At 74.4% G+C, this 18,437-nt stretch carries 11 protein-coding genes; 2 read left to right on the plus strand and 9 right to left on the minus strand.

The annotated features are described in order from the left end of the window. Positions 1-159: 159 nt before the first annotated feature. The 7 genes from ACLJQF_RS47580 to ACLJQF_RS47610 are packed head-to-tail and all read right to left on the minus strand — an operon-like array spanning position 160 to position 15,062. On the minus strand, positions 160-1,047 hold the full coding sequence (locus ACLJQF_RS47580) for an ABC transporter permease (RefSeq protein ID WP_410617198.1): 888 nt from the start codon (positions 1,045-1,047) through the stop codon (positions 160-162). Continuing rightward, positions 1,044-2,534, minus strand: a complete 1,491-nt coding sequence (locus ACLJQF_RS47585) for an ABC transporter substrate-binding protein (protein WP_410617199.1) — start codon at positions 2,532-2,534, stop codon at positions 1,044-1,046. Before ACLJQF_RS47585 ends, ACLJQF_RS47580 begins: the two co-directional genes overlap by 4 nt. Next, the gene (locus tag ACLJQF_RS47590) at positions 2,531-3,217 is read right to left on the minus strand and encodes a hypothetical protein (protein ID WP_410617201.1); all 687 of its coding nucleotides are present in this window, start codon (positions 3,215-3,217) and stop codon (positions 2,531-2,533) included. Before ACLJQF_RS47590 ends, ACLJQF_RS47585 begins: the two co-directional genes overlap by 4 nt. Before the next feature lies 1 nt (position 3,218). After that, positions 3,219-11,348: an SDR family NAD(P)-dependent oxidoreductase gene (locus tag ACLJQF_RS47595; protein ID WP_410617202.1), complete on the minus strand. Its 8,130-nt coding sequence runs from the start codon at positions 11,346-11,348 to the stop codon at positions 3,219-3,221. Positions 11,349-11,378: 30 nt separating this feature from the next. Next, complete coding sequence (locus ACLJQF_RS47600) at positions 11,379-12,482, minus strand: class I SAM-dependent methyltransferase (RefSeq protein ID WP_410617203.1); 1,104 nt, start codon at positions 12,480-12,482, stop codon at positions 11,379-11,381. Between the two features lie 26 nt (positions 12,483-12,508). Further along, positions 12,509-13,927, minus strand: a complete 1,419-nt coding sequence (locus ACLJQF_RS47605) for a sensor histidine kinase (RefSeq protein WP_410617205.1) — start codon at positions 13,925-13,927, stop codon at positions 12,509-12,511. A 10-nt stretch (positions 13,928-13,937) separates the two neighbouring features. Further along, complete coding sequence (locus ACLJQF_RS47610; protein ID WP_410617206.1) at positions 13,938-15,062, minus strand: PucR family transcriptional regulator; 1,125 nt, start codon at positions 15,060-15,062, stop codon at positions 13,938-13,940. 449 nt (positions 15,063-15,511) lie between these two features. Here ACLJQF_RS47610 and ACLJQF_RS47615 point away from each other — a divergent pair, with 449 nt between their 5' ends. Continuing rightward, the gene (locus tag ACLJQF_RS47615) at positions 15,512-16,675 is read left to right on the plus strand and encodes a PucR family transcriptional regulator (RefSeq protein WP_410617207.1); all 1,164 of its coding nucleotides are present in this window, start codon (positions 15,512-15,514) and stop codon (positions 16,673-16,675) included. A 115-nt stretch (positions 16,676-16,790) separates the two neighbouring features. Then, positions 16,791-17,498, plus strand: coding sequence for a response regulator transcription factor (locus ACLJQF_RS47620; protein ID WP_410617208.1), 708 nt, complete (start codon positions 16,791-16,793; stop codon positions 17,496-17,498). Between the two features lie 68 nt (positions 17,499-17,566). Here ACLJQF_RS47620 and ACLJQF_RS47625 read toward each other — a convergent pair whose 3' ends face one another. Further along, the gene (locus ACLJQF_RS47625; RefSeq protein WP_410617209.1) at positions 17,567-17,833 is read right to left on the minus strand and encodes a hypothetical protein; all 267 of its coding nucleotides are present in this window, start codon (positions 17,831-17,833) and stop codon (positions 17,567-17,569) included. Positions 17,834-17,905: 72 nt separating this feature from the next. Beyond that, a complete protein-coding gene (locus ACLJQF_RS47630) occupies positions 17,906-18,178 on the minus strand; it encodes a hypothetical protein (protein WP_410617210.1) in 273 nt (90 codons plus the stop codon). Positions 18,179-18,437 lie beyond the last annotated feature (259 nt).

Consider the following 18,437-nt stretch of genomic DNA (forward strand, 5'->3'; position numbering starts at 1 on the left):
CCGCTCCCCAAACCACAGCGGCGGGCACTTTCACGTGAAAGTGCCCGTTACAGGTGGGGGTGGCTGCAGGGACTGTGCACCCCAGACCGGTGAAGGCGCGGCCGGTGACCTGCGGCGGGGCTGTTGGAGGCACGCCGGCCGGGGCGGCCGCCCGGGGTTTCACCGTGCCCCCGCCTTCGAAACGCGGTCCGCCGTCAGCACCGCTGCGAGCGCCACCACCGCGTCCACCAGGGCCACTGCCTGCACCACCGGCACGTCACGGGTCGCCACCGCCGTGGCCAGCAACTGGCCCACCCCCGGATACGCCAGCAGCGACTCCACCACCGTGGTCCCCGCCAGTAACGCGCCCGCCAGGATCGCCGCCGCCTGCGCCACCGGCCCTGCCACATGCGGCAGCACGTGCGCGACCACCACGCGCGCCGGCGGCACGCCACGCAAGTGCGCGTCCAGCACGAACGGCCGGCCGACGATGTCCGCCACCGGCCCCCGCACCGACCGCGCCAGCCACGCCGCCGACGGCAGCGCGAGCGCCAGGATCGGCAGCACCAGCACCTCGGGCGCGTCCCACGCCGAGCCGCCCACCGGCAGCAGCGACACCGCCGGCAACCGGCCGAGCCCCGTCGCGAACACCAGCACCAGCCCGCTCACCAGCACCACCTCCGGCACCGCCGCGAATGCCGCGACCGCGGCCGATGCCGCCGCGCGACGGGCCGACACCAGCGCCACCAGCACTCCGAGCAGCACCGCCAGCACCCACGCCGGGAGCACGATCAGCGCGCTCGCCCCCAGCCGGTCGAGGACCAGCGGCCCGACCGGGCGTCCATCCACAAGGGACCGTCCCAGGTCTCCGTGAAGAAGCCCTGCCAGCCACGATCCGAACCGCTCCCACAGCGGCCGGTCCAGGCCGAGCTCCGCGCGCAGCTGCGCCAGCCGGGCCGGGTCCGCCTGCCGGCCCGCGAGGACCTGGGCCGCGTCTTGGGGCAGCGACGCCGTGAGCAGGAAGACGCCCGTCACCACCGCGGCCAGCGTGGCCGCGGCCCGGGTCACCGCTGCAACCACACGCCGTCCAGGAAGATCCGCGCGAACCCCGTTCCCGACGGCAGGTTCCGCACCGGCTGCGCCGCCACCGTCAGCGCCGCGCCGCTGCCCCACACCACCCAGCCGCCCTCGGCGGCCATGCGCTGCTGGATCCCGCGCAACACGCCGGTCCGGCGGGCCGGGTCGGTCGTCGCCATCGCCGTCGCGAAGTCGCGGTCGGTCGCGGGGTCCTTCCAGCCGGTCTCGTTGTAGCCGGCCGTGCTGAGCGCCGTCTGGCGGACCCAGACCGGGAACGGCAGGTCGGTCGTGTACCCGACGCAGAACGGCTCCACCGTGTACACCTGCGTCCAGTACGTCTCCGGCGGGTGCTGGCGCACTTCGACCGCGATCCCCGCTTCCCCCAGCTGGCCCGCAACCGCGGTGGCCGTGGACACCATCCCCGGGTACGCCGTAGTGGTGTGCAGCACCAGCGACACCCCTCCCGCGAGCGCACGCGCCTTCACGACGTCGCGGGTCGGAGCGGCGAGGTCGCGAGGGAAGGACGGGTCGGCCGGGCCCGGCGCGTCGTTGCCCACCGCGCCGTAGCCGAGCAGGACCGTGTCGACCAGGGCCGGCCGGTCGATCGCGAGCTTCACCGCCTGCCGCACCTCCGGCCGGTCGAACGGCGCCTTGTCCAGGCGCATCAGCAGCGGGTAGGTGAGCGCGTCCGGCCGGGACGTGACGGCCAGGCGCCCGGTGCGCTCCGCCGCCTTGGCGGTCGCCGGGTTGACGTTCGCGGCGACGTCGATCACCGCCGACACCACCGCCACCGACAGCGCCTGCGGGTCGGCGAAGCCACGGATCTCCAGACCGTCGAGCGCGGGCCGCGGACCCCACCAGCCGTCGTTGCGCACCAGGGCGACGCCCTGTGCGTCCGCCCGCGCGAACTTGAACGGCCCCGATCCGACCGGGACGTCGAAGGTTTCGGTGCATTCGGGGACGACGAACGTCACGCCGGCCAGCGTCCGCGGCAGCTCGGCGTCCGGTTGGCCCGTCACGAGTTCGAGCACGTTGCCGTCCGCAGTGGACCGTCCGATGTCGACGGTGCCGAGCCGGGCGCCGTTCGCCGCCGCCTTGCTCGCGATGCGGCGCAGCGAGTACAGCACGTCGCGGGCGCGGACCGGGCGGCCGTCGGTGAACGCCGCGTCGGTGCGCAGCTCGAAGTGCCAGCGGGTGGCGTCCGGCGACGAACTCCACGCCGTCGCCAGCCGCGGCAGCACCGCCCCGTTCTCGCCCGGCACACACAGCACGTCGTACAGCGCGGCCATCCGGACCCAGTCGGACTCGTTGAACAGCGTGCCGTGCGGGTCGGTGACCGCGGTGGCGCCGCCCGCGGCGACCGTGCCGTACCGCAGCGTGCCACCGCCCTGCGGTCCCCCGGCGGGCTTCCCGCACGCAGCCAGCGCGAACGCGCCGGTCAGCGCCAGCGCGGCCCGGCGCGAAAACTCGCGGCTCACGCGACACCCCCGAACCCGGACCAGTCGCCGGTCAGCGACGACGTCACCCACGCCTGCCACGGCTCGTCGCGCAGCACCGGGTGGTCCGTCGCGACGCGGACGTCTTCGCAGCTCGACTCGAGCAGCCGCGCGGAACCCCGCACCACCGTGTGGAAACTCGCCGAGACCGTGCCGCCGGTGTCCTTTCCGGACATTCCGAGCGCGTCGAGCATGCTCAGCACCCGCAGGATGCCTGCCTGCGCGGTGAGCACCGCGGTGGCCGCTGCACCGTCCGGCTCCGCGCGCACGGCCGTGGTCGCGATCCCGACGGCCGCCGAGGCGAGCAGCGCGGCCTGCACGAGGTAGGGCTGCGTGGCCGGGCGGCGGCCCGCCCCGGCCGGGTCGACGTCCACATCGGACGGTCCGGCCAGCAGACCCTCCGGAAGCGGCAGGGAAAGCCGGGCCCGGCGGTACTGCTCGGCCAGGTGCCCGGCGAACGCCACCGCCGTCTCCGGGCACACGGTGCCGAGCGCGGCCAGCGCGCGGCCGGTCTGCTCCCAGGCGCCACCCCGCCGCGGTGCACCGTTGAGCGGGCTGCGGAGAAGCTGGTCGAGAACCTCCGCCCGGGGAACGTCCGGGTTCGCCGCGTCGGCGACGACCCCGGCCGGGAGGAGCTGCTGGGTGTAGAGCCAGTTGGGCAGCAAGTCAGAGTCCTGTCTTCTCGAGCGCGGCGGAGATCCGCGACGCGACGGTCGCCACGGCGGGGTCGTGCAGGATCGTGTAGTGGTGGGCGTCGATTTCCTCGACCGTCAGCTCGCCCGCGACGTACGGCCGCCAGCCGAGTTCCGGCTCGTCGAAGGAGTCGTCGACGCCCATACCGATCCGGCTGTTGCGCGGGGCCACCACGCCCGCGCGCAGGAGCAGGACGGGCACGGTCTCGTCGAGCGGGCCGGCGTGGTGCTCGGCGAGGCCGCGCAGGTGCCGGGCGAACACCTCGAACCGCCGTTCGACGACGGTCAGCCCGTCGGCTTCCAGCCGTCGCCGCAGCGCCTCCGCGCCGAGCCCGTCACCGTAGTCGAAGCCGAGGAACGACTCGACCGAACGCAGGTAACGCAGCCGTGTCTCCTCCTCGCCTTCGTCCGCGTCGAGGCCTTCCAGCGCGACGATCCGTTCCGGGCTGTTGGCGTCGATCATCAGCAGCAGTGCGACTTCTTCGCCGTCCGCGCGCAGGGCGCGGGCGAGCTCGTGGCCGACCGTCCCGCCCATCGACCACCCGCCGAGCAGGTAGGGGCCGTGCGGCTGGTGGTTCCGGACGACGCGCTGGTACCGCCGGACCATCTCGGGGATGCCCTCCGGGCCCGCGCCGTCGACCAGGCCCGGGTCGGTGAGCGCCACGACCGGGTTCGGCACGTCGAGCCGCCGGGCGAGGCCGGTGTAGCAGAGGACGTCGCCGCCGGAGGGGTGCAGCAGGAACAGCGGCGTGCCGGTGCCCTGCTTGAGCGGGACCGCGACGGCGTCGTCGGCCCGCAGCGCGCGGGCCAGCCCGGCGACGGTGGGGTCGGCGAGGAACACCCGCGGCGGCACCGGCGGCCCGGGTAGCCGGCCGAGCATCCGGACCGCCAGCAGGGAATCCCCGCCCAGCGCGAAGAAGTCGTCCGACCGATCCGAAATGGACAGTCCGAGGAGGTCGGTCCAGAGCCGGGCGATCGCCTCCTCGGTCTCCCCCGCCGGCGCGCCCGCTTCGAGGCCGCCGCGGGCTTCGACGGTGGCGACGGCGGCGGCGCCGGACAGGCTGACGTGCTCGTCCCAGCCCCGGCCGGCGGCGAGTTCGCGCACCCGGGTCACGACGTCGACGAACACGCGGTCCACCAGGGCGGCCCCGAACAGGTCCTCCACGACCGCGACGTTGAGCACCAGCTCGCCGGCCAACTCGAACACCCGCAGCTCGAAGTGGACCTGCGGGGTCCGGATGTGCTGGGCATAGTCGGAGACGTCGATCCGGCCGAGCGGCCCGGCGGTCTCCGGGCGTTCCCCGCCGACGACGGCGTCCATCCCGAGCGTGCTCTGGAAGACGAACGGCGCCACCGGCCGCGTGCTGCCGCGCCGCCGGGCGAGCTCCCGGGCGACCTCCACGCCGCTGACCAGGCCGTGCGCCAGCGACTGCGTGAGTTCCCGGTGCACGCCGCGGGCCAGGTCGGTGAACGCGCCGCCGTCGCCGAGGTCGATGCCGAGCAACGCGGTCGAGGAGAACGCGCCGATCATGCGGTCGACGTCGGGGTGCAGCGGCAGGCGGTTGGCCTGCAGGCTGGTGAGCAGGAACCGGCTCTGACCGGCGGCGTTCGCCAGCGCCACCGCGTAGGCGGCGAGCAGCACGGCCGTCGGGGTCAGCTCGCGCCGCGCGCACTCGGCGCGCAGGGCTTCCCACTCGGGCAGCCGCGACTCGCGGGCGGCCATCAGGTTCGCCGAGACGGCGTGCGGTTCGGCGCGCAGCGGCACGTCCGGGGCGGCGGGCAGGGTGTCGAGGCGCGCCCACCACCAGTCGCGGTCGGCAGCCCATTCGTCGCCCGCGCGGATCTCGGCGAGCGCCGTCGCGTAGTCGCCGAAGTCGACGAGCAGCGGCGGCAGGACGGTGTTGGGGTCGGCGACGTAGGCCAGCAGCTCGCGTTCGAAGACCGCGGCCGACCAGCCGTCCATGACGAGCAGGCTGAAGGAGGTGAACAGCCGTCCGCGGCCGCCGGGCAGCAGGACGAGGCACATCGCCAGGCCGGGGCCGGTCACCGGGTCCGGGCCGTCGGTGCCCAGCCGGTCGCGGATGGCGAGGAGGTCGCCGGCCGGGCCGTCGCGCAGGTCGACGACGTCGAGGTGGATTTCGGCGTCCGGGTGCAGCCGCTGGGTGCCGTCGGGCAGGACGCGGGCCCGCAGCATCGGCTGGTGCGCGGTGACGCGCCGCAGGGCATCGGCGAGCGCCGCGGGGGCGCGGTCGGCGTCCACTTCGGACAGGGCGACGTCGGTGCAGACGTGCGCGGAGTCGTAGGACAGCTCCCAGCCGCCGTGCTGGCCGACGAAGTAGGCCTGCTGGAGAGGGAGCAGCCCGAACGGTTCGGCCGCGTCGAGCCGCCGCCGGACGCGGGTCGCGAGCGCGCGGGGCGCCGGGCCGTCGGCCGAGCGGACCCGGACGACGGCGGCGAGTTCGGAGAGGGTCGCTTCGGCCCGGATCTCGGCGGGTGCGAGCACGACGGTGAGGCGCTGCCGGATGAACGACGCCATCCGGACGGCGAGCAGGGAATCGCCACCGGCGGCGAGGAAGGAGGTGTCCGGCGAGATGGCGGCCGGGTCGAGGTCGAGCAGCTCGCCCCAGATCGCCGCGAGGGCTCGAAGCACCGGGTCGCCCTTGCCTGCGGGGAGGTCGAACGGCTCGTCCCCGACCTCACCGCACCGAGCGCCCCAAGGCGGCCTTGGGTGCGTCAGACGCACCGAAGGCCGCCTTGGGTGCGTCTCACGCACCGAAGGCCACATTGGGGCGCTTGGGGCGGCCCAGTCCGTCTCGGCCAGCTTGTCCAGCCAGGCCACGTAAGCCGCGAACGCGTCGTCCGCCTCCGCCGGGTCCAGGGACGTCTCCGCGACGTCCCACTGCAGGATCAGCTCGCCGTTCCGTTCGTATGCCTGGTGGTCGAGCCACACCTGCGGTGTCTGGCTGACCCCGTGCACCACCGGCCCGAGCCACTCCGTGTCGTGCGGCGTGCCGCCGAGGGTGTCCAGGCCGAGCATTCCGGTGAACACCACCGGGACGTTCCGCTGCCGCCCGGTGCGGCGGGCCTGCTCGGCCAGCACCTCCAATCCCGAAAACGCGCTGTGGTCGAGGTCGTCGAACAACCGGGCCTGGGCCGCGGCGGCCCGGGCGGCGAACCCGGTCAGTCCGCGGCGGTCGGCTTCGAACAGCAGCAGCGACGAGAACTCCCCCACGATCCCGTCGACGTCCTCGTGCAGCGCCGGGCGGTCGAACACCGTGAGCGTCAGGCAGAAGTGGTCGCTGCCGGACCACCCGGCGAGCACGTCGGCGTAGGCGGCCAGCAGGACGGCGGTCGGCGTGACCCCCGCGGCCGCCGCGCGCTCGCGGATCCCGGCCCACCGCTGCGCCGGGAGGACCGCCCGGCGGCGGCCGAATCGCGGCCGCTCACCCGGCGCACGCACCGGCAGCGGCGGCGCCGCCGGCAGGTCGCGGGCCAGCCAGTACTCCGCGGCCCGCCGGTGCTCGGCACTCCCCCGCCGCCGCTCCAGCGCGGCCACGCAGTCCGCGAACGTCGTCGCCGGCGCGGGCAGCTCGGCGTCCGGATCGTCGTACAGCGCCCGCAGTTCGCGGTCGGCGATCAGGTAGCTCGCCGAGTCGCACACCAGGACGTCGACCGACAGCAGCACGCGCTGCTCCCCGTCGGGCAGCCGCGCGACGTGCGCTTCGATCAGCGGCCAGCGGCCGGGGTCGGCCACCCGCCGCGAAAGCCGTTCGCGCAGTTCGGCCAGGCCCGCCTCGGTGACGTCGTGGACCGGCACGCGGTAGCCCGGCACCTCCGGCAGCACCAGGTTCTCGCCGTCGGCGGTGACGACCGACCGCAGCATCTCGTGGCGCGCGATCACGCGGTTCCACGCACGTTCGTAGCGCTCGACGTCGAGACCGGGTGCCTGGTGTTCGAGGTAGAAGTGGCAGGCGACCTCGCCGAGCCCGTACCCGGCCGAGCGGCCGACCCAGTAGGCGTGCTGGACGCGGGTGAGCGGAAACGGCCCACCGGTGGCGCGCACGACCTCGCCGGACGGCTGTGCGAAAGTCCCGTCGGCCGCCGCGAGCAGCTCCGCCAGCCCCGCGACCGTCGGCCGGGCCAGCAGGTCCCGCAGCCTGAGCGTGATCCCGTGGTCGTCGCGCAGCCGGGCGAGCACCCTCGTCGCCAGCAGGGAATGACCGCCGAGCGCGAAGAAGTCGTCGTCGCGGCCGGTCACCTGCTGCCCGAGCGCCTCGCTCCACACCTCCGCCACCAGGCGCTCGGCCGCGTTCGTCACGGCCGGACCGCCGGTCGACGCCCGGATCGTGCGGGTCGCCAGGGCCCGCGACCGGCTGTTGAGCTCCGCCGGCGACACCGCGACCTGCGCCGGCGGCTCCTCCGCCGCCGCCAGCCGCAGGAGTGCGTCAAGAGCGTCCGCGCTGTCCAGCGCGTGCCGCATCGTCAGCTCCGCCGCCGATTCGCGCTCGGCCTCGGTGCCGAACCGCCAGCGGTCCCAGTCCACCGCGAGCCACGTCGCCGCCGAACCGCGCATCGCGTGGGCGAACCCGTCCACGAACCGGCTCGCCGCCACGTACGCGCCGAGGCCGAAGCCGCCGATCGTGCCCGCCGCCGAGGACATCAGCAGCACCGTCCGCACCGGCCGTCCCTCCACCGCCGACCGCAGCGCCAGCACGCCCGCGACCTTCGGCGCCAGCGACCGCAGCACCGTCTCTTCGTCCACTTCGGACAACGTCGCCAGCTCGACGACGACCGGCGCGTGCACCAGCAGGTCGATCCGGCCGTGCTCCTCGACCACCTTGTCCAGGAGCGCGGCCACCGCGGCGGCATCGGTGACGTCGACGGCCTCGACCCGCACCCCGGGCACCGGACGCGGGTTCCGCGACGCCAGCACGACGTGCGCCGGGCCGTCGTCGAGGAGCCGCCGGGCCAGCGCCCGGCCGACGTTGCCGAGCCCGCCCGTCACCACGACGACCGGGGCGGCCGGGAGAACGGACCGCGCGGGCCGCCAGGACTCCCACTGCCGCAGCCACCGCTTCCCGCCGCGCAATGCCAGCTCCTGCGCGCTTTCCCCGGCCAGGAGGTCGGCGACCTCGGCGAGCACCGCACGCGCGTCGGGCACATCGGTGACGTCCACGGCGCGCCAGCGGACGCCGGTCTCCTGGCCGAGCACCCGCGGCAGGCCGCGCACCCCGGCCGCGACCGGGTCGACGTCCTCGGTCCCGATGACCGCCTCACCGTGCACGGTCAGCTGCAGCACCGGCAGGTCGCCGAGGTCCCGGTAGGCGAGGACGACGCCGGCCAGCCGCCGCATCCCGTCGCCGGACCCGCCCGGCGGGGCCACGACCACGGCGACCGGCTCGCCGTCACCCGATGCGGCACGCACCGCGTCCGCCCACGGGCCGTCCCCGACGACCCGCACGCTCGGCGCCGCCGCGGGCAGCGGCGGGAGCTGCCGCCAGACCGGCAGCTGCAGCGGCTCCCCCGGGCTCGCGTCGTCGGTCACGCGCGGCGCCGGGTCGACCCAGTACCGCTCGCGCTGGAACGCGTAGCCGGGCAGCGGCACCCGGCGGCGGCCCGGCCGGTGCGGAGCGGCCAGGGAGACGTCGGCGCCGAGGGTCCACAGGCGGCCGAGGGCGTCCAGCGCCGCGGCCCGGCCGTCGCCGCCTTCGTCCGGGCGCGGGAACGTCGTGACCGACGGCCCGCGGCGCGCGGCCAGCGACGCGAGCATCCCGCCCGGCCCGGCCTGGACGAGTACGGCGTCCGCACCACAAGCGGTGCCGAGCGCCGAAGCGAACCGGACCGTCCCGCGCAGGTGGCGGACCCAGTGCTCCGGGTCCGCCGGGTCGCTGCCGGGCAATGTCGAGATCAGCGGGATTTCCGCCGGCCGCGGGGAGAGCCGGGCCGCCACCGCGCGCAACGCGGGCATGGCGGGCTCGACGAGCCGGGAGTGGGCGGCGACGTCGACGCCGACCCACCGCGCCCGCACACCGCCGGCGGCGAGCTCGGCCCGCAGCCGCTCGACGTCGGCGCGAGCGCCGGAGACCGCGCAGGCGTCCTCGGCGTTGACCGCGGCGAGGTCCAGGCCGGGATGCCGGGCGAGCAGGCGGAGCACCGCGGCCTCGCCCAGCGGGACGGCCAGCATGCCGCCGCCGTCGAGTCCGGTCATCAGGCGCGAACGTTCGGCGACCAGGCGGGCGGCGTCCGATGCGGACAGCACGCCCGCGACGACCGCCGCGGCGTACTCGCCGACGCTGTGGCCCAGCACCGCGTCCGGCCGCACGCCCCAGCTTTCCAGCAGCCGCGCCATCGCGACGGATGCGGTGAACAGCGCGGGCAGCCCGACGCCGGGGTCGCGGGCCGCACCGTGCGCCGGGTCGAGCAGCACGGCCCGGACCTCGGCGGGGAAGAACGCGGCCAGCTCGTCGACGGCCTCGGCGAACACCGGTTCGTCGCGGTGAAGACCGGCGGCCATGCCCGCGTACTGCGCGCCGCCGCCGGGAAAACCGAACACGATCCGGGGCGCCCGCGAGCGCGGCGACGTCACCGGCGCGGCCCGCAGCGCCGCCGCGACGTCCTCCCCCGGCGTGACCGCGACGGCGGCCCGGGCCGGGAACTCCTTGCGTCCCAGCGCAAGCGTGTGGGCAACGTCGGCGGTGTCGCCGGTCAGCCCCTCGGCCAGCGCCCGCGCGGTCGCCCGGCAGGCGTCGGCGGTCGCCGCCGAGACGACGATCAGCTGCGCGCGCGAGTCCGGGACGGCCGGGACCGGCGCCGGCGCCTGTTCCAGCACGACGTGGCAGTTCGTCCCGCCGATACCGAACGAGCTGACCCCGGCCCGGCGCGGGCCGTCGGCGGTCCACGGCTCGGTCTCGGTGACGATCCGGAACGGCGAGCCGTCGAGCTCCAGCGCCGGGTTGACCGGCGTGGCGTGCAGCGACGCCGGGAGTGTGCGGTGGGCCAGGGCCAGGACGGTCTTGAGGAAACCGGCGATGCCGGCGGCGGAGTCGGCGTGCCCGATGCTGCCCTTCACCGAGCCGAGCCCGCACCACGGCACCTCGGCCGGCCCGAAGACCCGCCGCAGCGCCTGCACCTCGATCGGGTCGCCGAGCACGGTGCCCGTGCCGTGTCCCTCCACATAGGACACCTCGGCGGGGTCGACGCCCGCCACCGCGAGCGCTTCGGCGATCGTGCGTGCCTGTCCCTCGGCCGAGGGCGCGGTGAACCCGGCCCGGCGGGCGCCGTCGTTGGCCACCGCGGAGCCGAGCAGAACGGCGTGCACGTGGTCGCCCGAGGCCACGGCGTCCGCGAGCCGCCGCAGCACCACGACCCCCGCACCCTGGGTGAACACCGTCCCCCGGGCGTCGGCGGAGTACGGCCGCGTGACGCCGTCGGCCGAGAACGGGCCGTCCGGCACGTGCAGGTAGCCGCGGCCCTGCGGCACCCGCAGCGACACCCCGCCGGCCAGTGCGGTGTCGCACTCCCCCGCCAGCAGCGACTGCGCGGCGACGTGCACCGCGACCAGGGAGGTCGCGCACGTGGCGCCGACCGCGATCGCCGGGCCGGTGAACCCGAACCGGTGCGCGGTGCGCAGCGGCAGGTAGTCGGCGACGTTGCCGGTGTGCAGCTGCAGGCTGCCTGCCGGGTCGGCGCCGCCGAGCGGGTCGAACCGGTGCGCGAGGTTCGTCGCCAGATAGGCCGAGAGCGCGGCCCCGGCGAAGGTGCCGACGACCCCCGCGTCGCGGCCGCCGGCGTGCCCGGCGTGTTCCAGCGCGTGCCAGGCGGTTTCGAGGAACACCCGCTGCTGCGGGTCGAGCAGCTCGGCTTCGGCGCCGGACAGCCCGAACGGCGCCGGGTCGAACCGGTCCTGGTCGTCGATCAGGCCGCCGACCGGGACGTAGGCCGGGTTGCGCCGCACCGGCTCCGGCACCCCGCGCGCCGCGAGTTCCGCGTCGCCGAACCGGGTCAGCGCTTCGCGGCCTTCGGCGAGCAGGCGCCAGAAGCCGTCCGCGTCGGGGGCACCGGGGTACCGGCAGGCGAATCCGACGACGGCGAGGGGATCACTCATCAACCATTCCTTGGCAACGAAGGGGAAACGTCAGACACGGCCGACGAACAGGTACTGGCCGATCCGGCCGAGCGGGTGCCCGGGCGGCGGGAGGCAATCGGCGCGGAAGCCCGCCGCGCGCAGGGAGTCCAGCCACTCCTCGCGGGTCGGGAAGATCCGGTCGGTGCCCCGGCGGAAGTCGGTGAAGTCCGCGTCCGGGTCGGTGGCCGGAGGCGACATGAGGAACTGCATCGAGGTCATCAGCTGGTGGTGCTCGACGGTGGTGTCGACGAAGACCAGCGCGCCGCCGGGCGCGATCAGCTTCCGCAGCCCCGCCAGTGCTTCGGTCGCGTGCCGGGCGTTGTGCAGCACGTTCGCCGCGAGCACCACGTCGAAGGACTCCGGAACGTGGCCTTGGGCGGCGAAGTCGCCGTTGACGTCGAAGAGGCCGTAGCGGACCCAGTCGTAGGCGGCGAAGCGGTCCTTCGCCGAGGAGAGGAAGAACCGCGAGACGTCGGTGAAGAGGTAGTCCGGCCGGCAGGCGGCGAGCGCGGGCAGCACCACCGCGCTCGTGCCGCCGACGCCCGCGCCGATCTCCAGCACGCGCAGCCCCGGCCGCGCGAGCGACGCGACGACTTCGGCGGCCGCCGCGTTGGCGTACCGGCTGGCCACGTTGCGCTGGTAGACGTCGTCGGCGACGTCGAGGTCGGCGTCGGCGAACAACAGGGCCTGCAGGGAGACCTCGTCGCGCAGCAGCTCCGGCAGGTAGGACACGCTGAGCTGGAAGAACCGGGCGAGGCCGGCGCCGTGCTCGAGCCCGCGCGCGGCGGCGTCCAGCTCGGCGCGGGCCTGCTCCACCTCGGCGGCGGCGACCGGGCGCGGCAGCCGGTACCGGCCGTCCTCGACCGTCGCGAGGTCCTGCGCGACCAGCGCCCGCAGCCAGCGCCGGACGATCCGCCGGTGCCGTGGCGCCACCTTCGTGGCCGCGTAGACCTCGTCCAGGTCGTGGGCACCGGTCAGGCCGTGGCGCCCCAGCGTGAACACGATCGCCAGCAACGCCACGGCGTCGAGCCGGTCCACCAGGGCCGCGAGGCCGGCCAGATCGGCATTCGCGACGGCCCGTTCGCCCGCCGCGTGCCCGCTTCCCGTGATCACGCGGCCAGCCTAGATGACAATGATTTTCATTTCAATGTGCGGTCCGCGGAACCCTCCCAGCGTTCCGCGGGCAGCCGGACGCGGATCCACGTGCCGCGCTCGCTCGGCCGGACCGAGACCTCCCCGCCGCAGGCGGTGACCACGGAGTGCACGATGCTCAGCCCCAGTCCGGTGCCGCGCTCCTCCGGCGGCCGGCGGCGCGCCTCGTCGCAGCGGAAGAACCGCTCGAAGACGCGCAGGCGGTCCGCCTCGCCGATCCCCGGCCCGTCGTCGGCCACGTCGAGCACGGCGTCGGTCCCCTCGCTGCGCAGCACGACCTCCGCGCGCGTCCCGGCCGGCGTGTGCATGCCGACGTTGGCCAGCAGGCACGCCACCGCCTCCCGCAGCCACGGCTCGTCACCCGACACCACGGGCGCCCGACCGTCGCAGCGGTAGCTCACCGGGTGCTCGGGGTGGGCCACCCGGCTCGCCTCGACCACTTCTCGGCAGAGCGCGTCCAGCTCGATCGGCGCGGGGCTGTCGGGACGGCCTTCGTCGATCCGCGCGAGCAGCAGCAGGTGGTCGGCCAGCGCGGTCAGCCGCCGGGCTTCCCGCTCGACCTCGATCAGCGCGTGCTCGCGCGCGTCGCGGTCGGCCAGCACGCCCAGGCGCAGCAGCTGGGCGTAGCCGATGATCACCGTCAACGGAGTCCGGAGCTCGTGGCCGGCGTCGGAGACGAACCGCCGCAGCCGATCGTCCGTTTCGGACAGTCGCGCGAAGGACCCTTCGAGCCGGCCGAGCATCCGGTTCATCGCCGTGCCGAGCTGGCGCACCTCCGCGGGCACGCCGGCCAGGTCGACCCGGCCGCCCGGTTCGCCCGCCGTGACGCGGGCCGCGGTGCCGGCGAAGTGCTCCAACGGCCGCAACGTCCGCCGGAACAGGGACGCGGCGGCGGCCACCGCGAGCGCGCACACCGCGACGTCCACCACGAGCATCGCGCCACCCAACCGCGCCGCGATCGCGATCTGCGCACCCAGCGACCGGGCCGTGATCACGAACCGGCCGCCGCCGACCCGGTCGACGACGCCGTAGAACGCGCCGTAGAACCGGAACTCCCCGTCGGCGGCGGCCGTGCGCAACGCCGCCGGGCCGGGCACCTCGAACCCGGCGGCGTGGACGCCGATCCGTTCGGCCACCGCGCCGTCGGACCGCAGGACCAGCACGACGCCGTCGTCGTCGGTGGCACCCGCGCACGTCCCCGGTGCGCCGCCGGGTCCGGAGGCGACCCGGGCGACCTGGTACATCCGGTTCGCGTCGATCAGCTGGCGGTTGCGGATCTGCTGGTACAGCGCGAGCCCGCCGACGGCGAGGAGGTTCATCACGAGGACCGTCACGAACGCCACCAGCCCGCCGGTGCACACCAGACGACGGCGCAGCGACCACGGACGGGGGTTCCGGCGGGTCATGCCGGACCGGTCACCGGGTGCCCGCCACGGCCGCGAACCGCGCCCGGACCGCCGCCGCCCGCGACGTCGTCATCGCGACCGCCAGCACCTGCATGCCCGCCGGCTTCACCGGGTCGTGCCCGGTCAGCTGCGCGATCCGCTTCAGCCGGTAGTCGAGAGTGCTGCGGTGCACGATCAACGCCTCGGCCGCGCGCGTGCGGTTGCCGTCGGCACGCAGGAACGCGCGCAGCGTCTCGGCGAGCCCGGGCCCGGCGAACACCGGCTCGATCAGCCGCCGCAGCTCCGTTTCGACCGAGGCGTGCCGCATCGCCGCGTACTCGACCGCGAAGTCCTCCAGCCGGTGGACGCCGGCGGGCGCGTCGGCGGCCACGGCCAGCGCCACGACATCCCCGGCGGCCGCCGCGGCCGTGGGCACCTCGGTGGCCCGTGCCCAGTGCGGCGCCACCCAGACCGCCGTCGGGAGCGCCTCCTGCAGTCTCGCCGCCAGCTCCGGGCCGCGGCCCGGGCCGGCCTCCGGCACGAGCAGGTAGCCCACGCTCCCCCGGATCACCGCCACCCCACCCAGCGGGGGCAGCCGGTCGGCACCGCCCAGCACGGCGAGCACCTGGTAACAAGCGGCCGCACCGGGCACCTGCCGCCCGGAAAGCAGCGCCGACGCGAGCTGTTCACCGGCGAGCGACGACGCCGTCCGCGACCGCGCGTGCCGGTGGAATCCGCCCGCCAGGCCACGCGTGACGGCGTGTCCGACGCGCACGACGTCCTTCAGCACGCCCGAAGTCCCCGGCCGTGCCCCGGCGGTCCGTTCGACGGCCCAGCCCGTGAGCCGGCCGATCACGACGAGCAGCGGGTCCGGCAGCGCCCCCGCCGCGGCCAGCGCGCTGCCGACGCGGGCAGTCTCCTCGACCTCGCGCGCCGACGTCCACGCCCGCTGGTCGCCCGACGTGAGCGCGGCGACCGTGGCGCCGAGCAGCCGCCGCACGACGGCCCGCGCCTCGGCGGGCTGCTCGTCGATCGCGGCCGCGACCTCCGCCCGCAGCTCGGCCGGGAGCGCGGCCACCGACGGGAAGGCCGTCCGCGCCGAGGACGCACCTTCGGACGCGAAGGCCGCCTCGGCGCGGATCGACGTGCTGGTCATCACTGTTGCCTTTCGCCACGGGCCGAAATCTTCACCACGTTATCGGTCCGACACCGTCCGTTCATTGCGCGGACACCGGAACATTCTTCGACGAAATCGAGGGCGGGCACCGCCGCGCCGCGTTCCCCGGAAGGCCGTCCGCGGATCGCGGTACCCCCTGACGAAATGTCCGATATGACCGGCGCCGTGGTGGCAACGCCCGGCGGGTCGCCGAATGCCGCTCTCCTGGACCACCCCGCCGCGGAATGGTTCAATTGACCGGCCGCGCGAACCAGCCGTGAATTCGGGCACACTTCCTGCCCGAAAGCACAGCCATTTCCCGCGTGAGCCGGGCGGGTACGCAAATCGCTGAAACCTTTCCCGATCACTCTGATTACCCCACCGATCGGCCCCCGCTAGATTCGGCCCAACCATCCGCGAATACACAGGTCAGAACCGGGGGTCATGTCATGACCACAACGCTGCGCCCCGAGCCGGGCCTCGTCGCCACGACCGATCTCGCCACGAGCCTCTGGGCCGACGTCGCGCCGGTCCTGCGCGACGTACCGGAGCCGCTCGACGCGGCTCTGCACACGCTGCTGCGGGCCGCCATCCCCCTCATGGTGTCGGCCGCGGACGGCGACGACCTCTGGAGCGAGGAAACGGCCACCCGGATCCGCGCGAACGTCGCGAAGATCGCGGACGCCACCACCGACGTCACCCCGATCGTGGGGATGGTCAGCGAGCTGACCTCCCGGGTGCTGCACTTCGTGATGTCCGGCGGCGCCGGGCGCCCCGCCGTCTCGCCGCGGGCGGTGTCGGCGGTGGGCAGCAGGCTGGCCGCCGAACTCCTCGCCGGCGCCCACCACACCACCACGCGGAAGCACCGCGGCAGCCTCGCCAAGGGCCGGTCGCAGCGCGCCCAGGAGCTGCTCCGCGGCATCCGCACCGAATCCGACGACGACTACGACCTCGCCCCCGCCTACGCGGTGGTCGCCGTGCACTGCGGCGAGCCGCTCGACACGGCCGCGATGATCGGCACGTTCGAAAGCTTCGCCCCGGACGGCGCGCTGACCGCGCTCGGCCCGGCGGGCGGCTTCGCGCTGCTGCCGGCCGGCGACGAAGCCCGCGCGGCGCAGCTGGCCCGGCAGGCGCACGCCGCCCTGCCCGGCCAGGTGTGGATGTCGGTTTCGTGGCGCCCGCGCGGTGAGGTGGCCTGGGGCCGGCAGGAAGCGGGCAAGGTGCTTTCCCTCGCGCTCGCCGCCGACCACCGGCCCGGCGTCTACCTGCTGGAGGACCTGCTCGTCGAATTCGCCGTCGCGCGTGAACCGACGGTCAGCGACAACCTGGTGCGCATCATCGATCCGCTGCAGCAGCACCCCGCCCTGCTCGAGACGCTCAAGGTCCTGGTGGCGACCGACGGCAACCGCAGCCAGGCGGCGGAACGGCTGATCATCCACCGCAGCACGCTCGACTACCGCATCCAGCGCATCGAGCAGCTGACCGGGTTGCACCCGGGCAGCGTCCGCGGGATCAACGTCCTCAGCGCGGCGCTGACCGCACACGCCGTGGCGGCGCAGGCCGGCCGGGTGGGCGCGCAGAAGTCCGCGCTCCGGCCCGTCGGCAATTCGTGAACGCCATTCACCTCAGTGGACCCGAACAAATCTCACGTTCGGCAAACGGCGCATCCCGGAGCTGAACCCGCGAATCGCCGACGAGTCCGCGGGCATCGCCGAAGGAGGTCACCCGATGGGCGAATGGTTCAATGAGCCGGTGACCCCCGAATCGCCGCGCGGCCGGTTGCTGGTGGCCGACGACGAAGTGAGCATCGCCGCCATCCTCTTCACGACCTTCCAGTTCCTCGGCTACGACGTCGTCACGGCCGGCACCGGCCGGGAGGCGCTCCGCGCGGCGGCCGCCGCCGCACCGGACGTCGTGCTGCTCGACGTGATGCTGCCCGACTTCGACGGGTTCGAGGTCTACCGTCGGCTGCGCGCCGCGGACGTCACGGCGCCGGTCCTGTTCCTCAGCGCCCGCCAGTCCACCGACGACAAGGTGCACGGGCTCACCCTGGGCGGCGACGACTACGTCGCCAAGCCGTTCGACATCAAGGAACTCGTCGCCCGGGTGGAGGTCCTGCTGCGCCGGGGCGCGCACCCGGCGCAGGCCTCCGCGCGGCTGCAGGTCGGCCGGCTGGAACTCGACCGCGCCTCGCGCGAGGTGTGGAAGGACGGGGCGCCGGTGCAGCTTTCGGCCACGGAGTTCGACCTGCTGTGCCACCTGATGACCAACCCCGGCAAGGCCGTGTCCAAGGCGGAGATCCTGTCCGCGGTGTGGGGCCACGACTTCCGCGGCGACTTCGGCGTCGTCGAGACGTACGTGTACTACCTGCGGCGGAAGCTGGGCGCCGACCTGATCCGCACGGTCCGCAACTTCGGCTACCTGGTCGCACCCTGAACCCCGGACCCCGGGAACGAAGATGGGCCCGGTGCGGAACCGGGCCCATCTCCTGACACTCGAAGCGCTCAGAGCGCGCGCAGCGCCACCAGGGCGTCGCCCGACAGCTCCGACACGTCACCCGCGAACTCCGGGATCTCGCCGCCGTCCAGCTTGCCGCCGGCCTGGTGCGCCTTGTAGTAGTCGACGCCCTTCTGGACGGCCCAGTTGGCGATGAAGGCGGCACCGGCGCCGTTGAAGGCAGCCCAGAAGCAGGACACCGGCGCGGTGCCGGCCACGATCTCCAGCGGACGGACGGAGGCACCGGCGTTGGCGAAGGATTCGACCGAATTCATTGCGTTCTCCACATTCCTAGATGATTGACACTCGACTTGACTTGACGAATTCACTCGGGAGACGGAAACCCGTCAGAACCGCGCGTCGAGCAGTTCCAGCAGCGCGTCGCTCGACACCTGACCCGCCCCCTGCAGGCTCTCGCCGACGGGCGCGAAGTGCCCGCCACCGCCGTGGTGCGCGACGTACCAGTCGACCGCCTTGTCGACGGCATAGTTCACACAGATGCCGACGAAGGCGCCGGCGAAGGCGGCGGGCGTGCACAGGACCACCGGGGCACCCGGGGTCTGCCACTCGAGCGGCTCGAGCGAGCCGCCGGAGTTGGCGAAGGACTCGATCTGTGTCATTCGTTTCACCTTACGATCTGCCGAATGGGTTTCGTTCCGGGGAAGCAGCCGAGCCGTCACCCGCTCGACAACGTGACACTATCCCGCCGGAGTGAAACGTCACATCCACCGGAATACGTATTCGCGACGCTCGACCCGGATCCACCGGTGAATGTGCTGGCCGGGGGTATGTCGTAAACGGGCAGATGCCCTCTGACCTGGGATGATTGTTCTTGTCTAGGGAACAAACAGACCTTAAGTGAGAGGGCATCTGCTGGAT

The organism is Amycolatopsis sp. lyj-109 (assembly GCF_046548995.1).
Taxonomy (GTDB): Bacteria; Actinomycetota; Actinomycetes; order Mycobacteriales; family Pseudonocardiaceae; genus Amycolatopsis.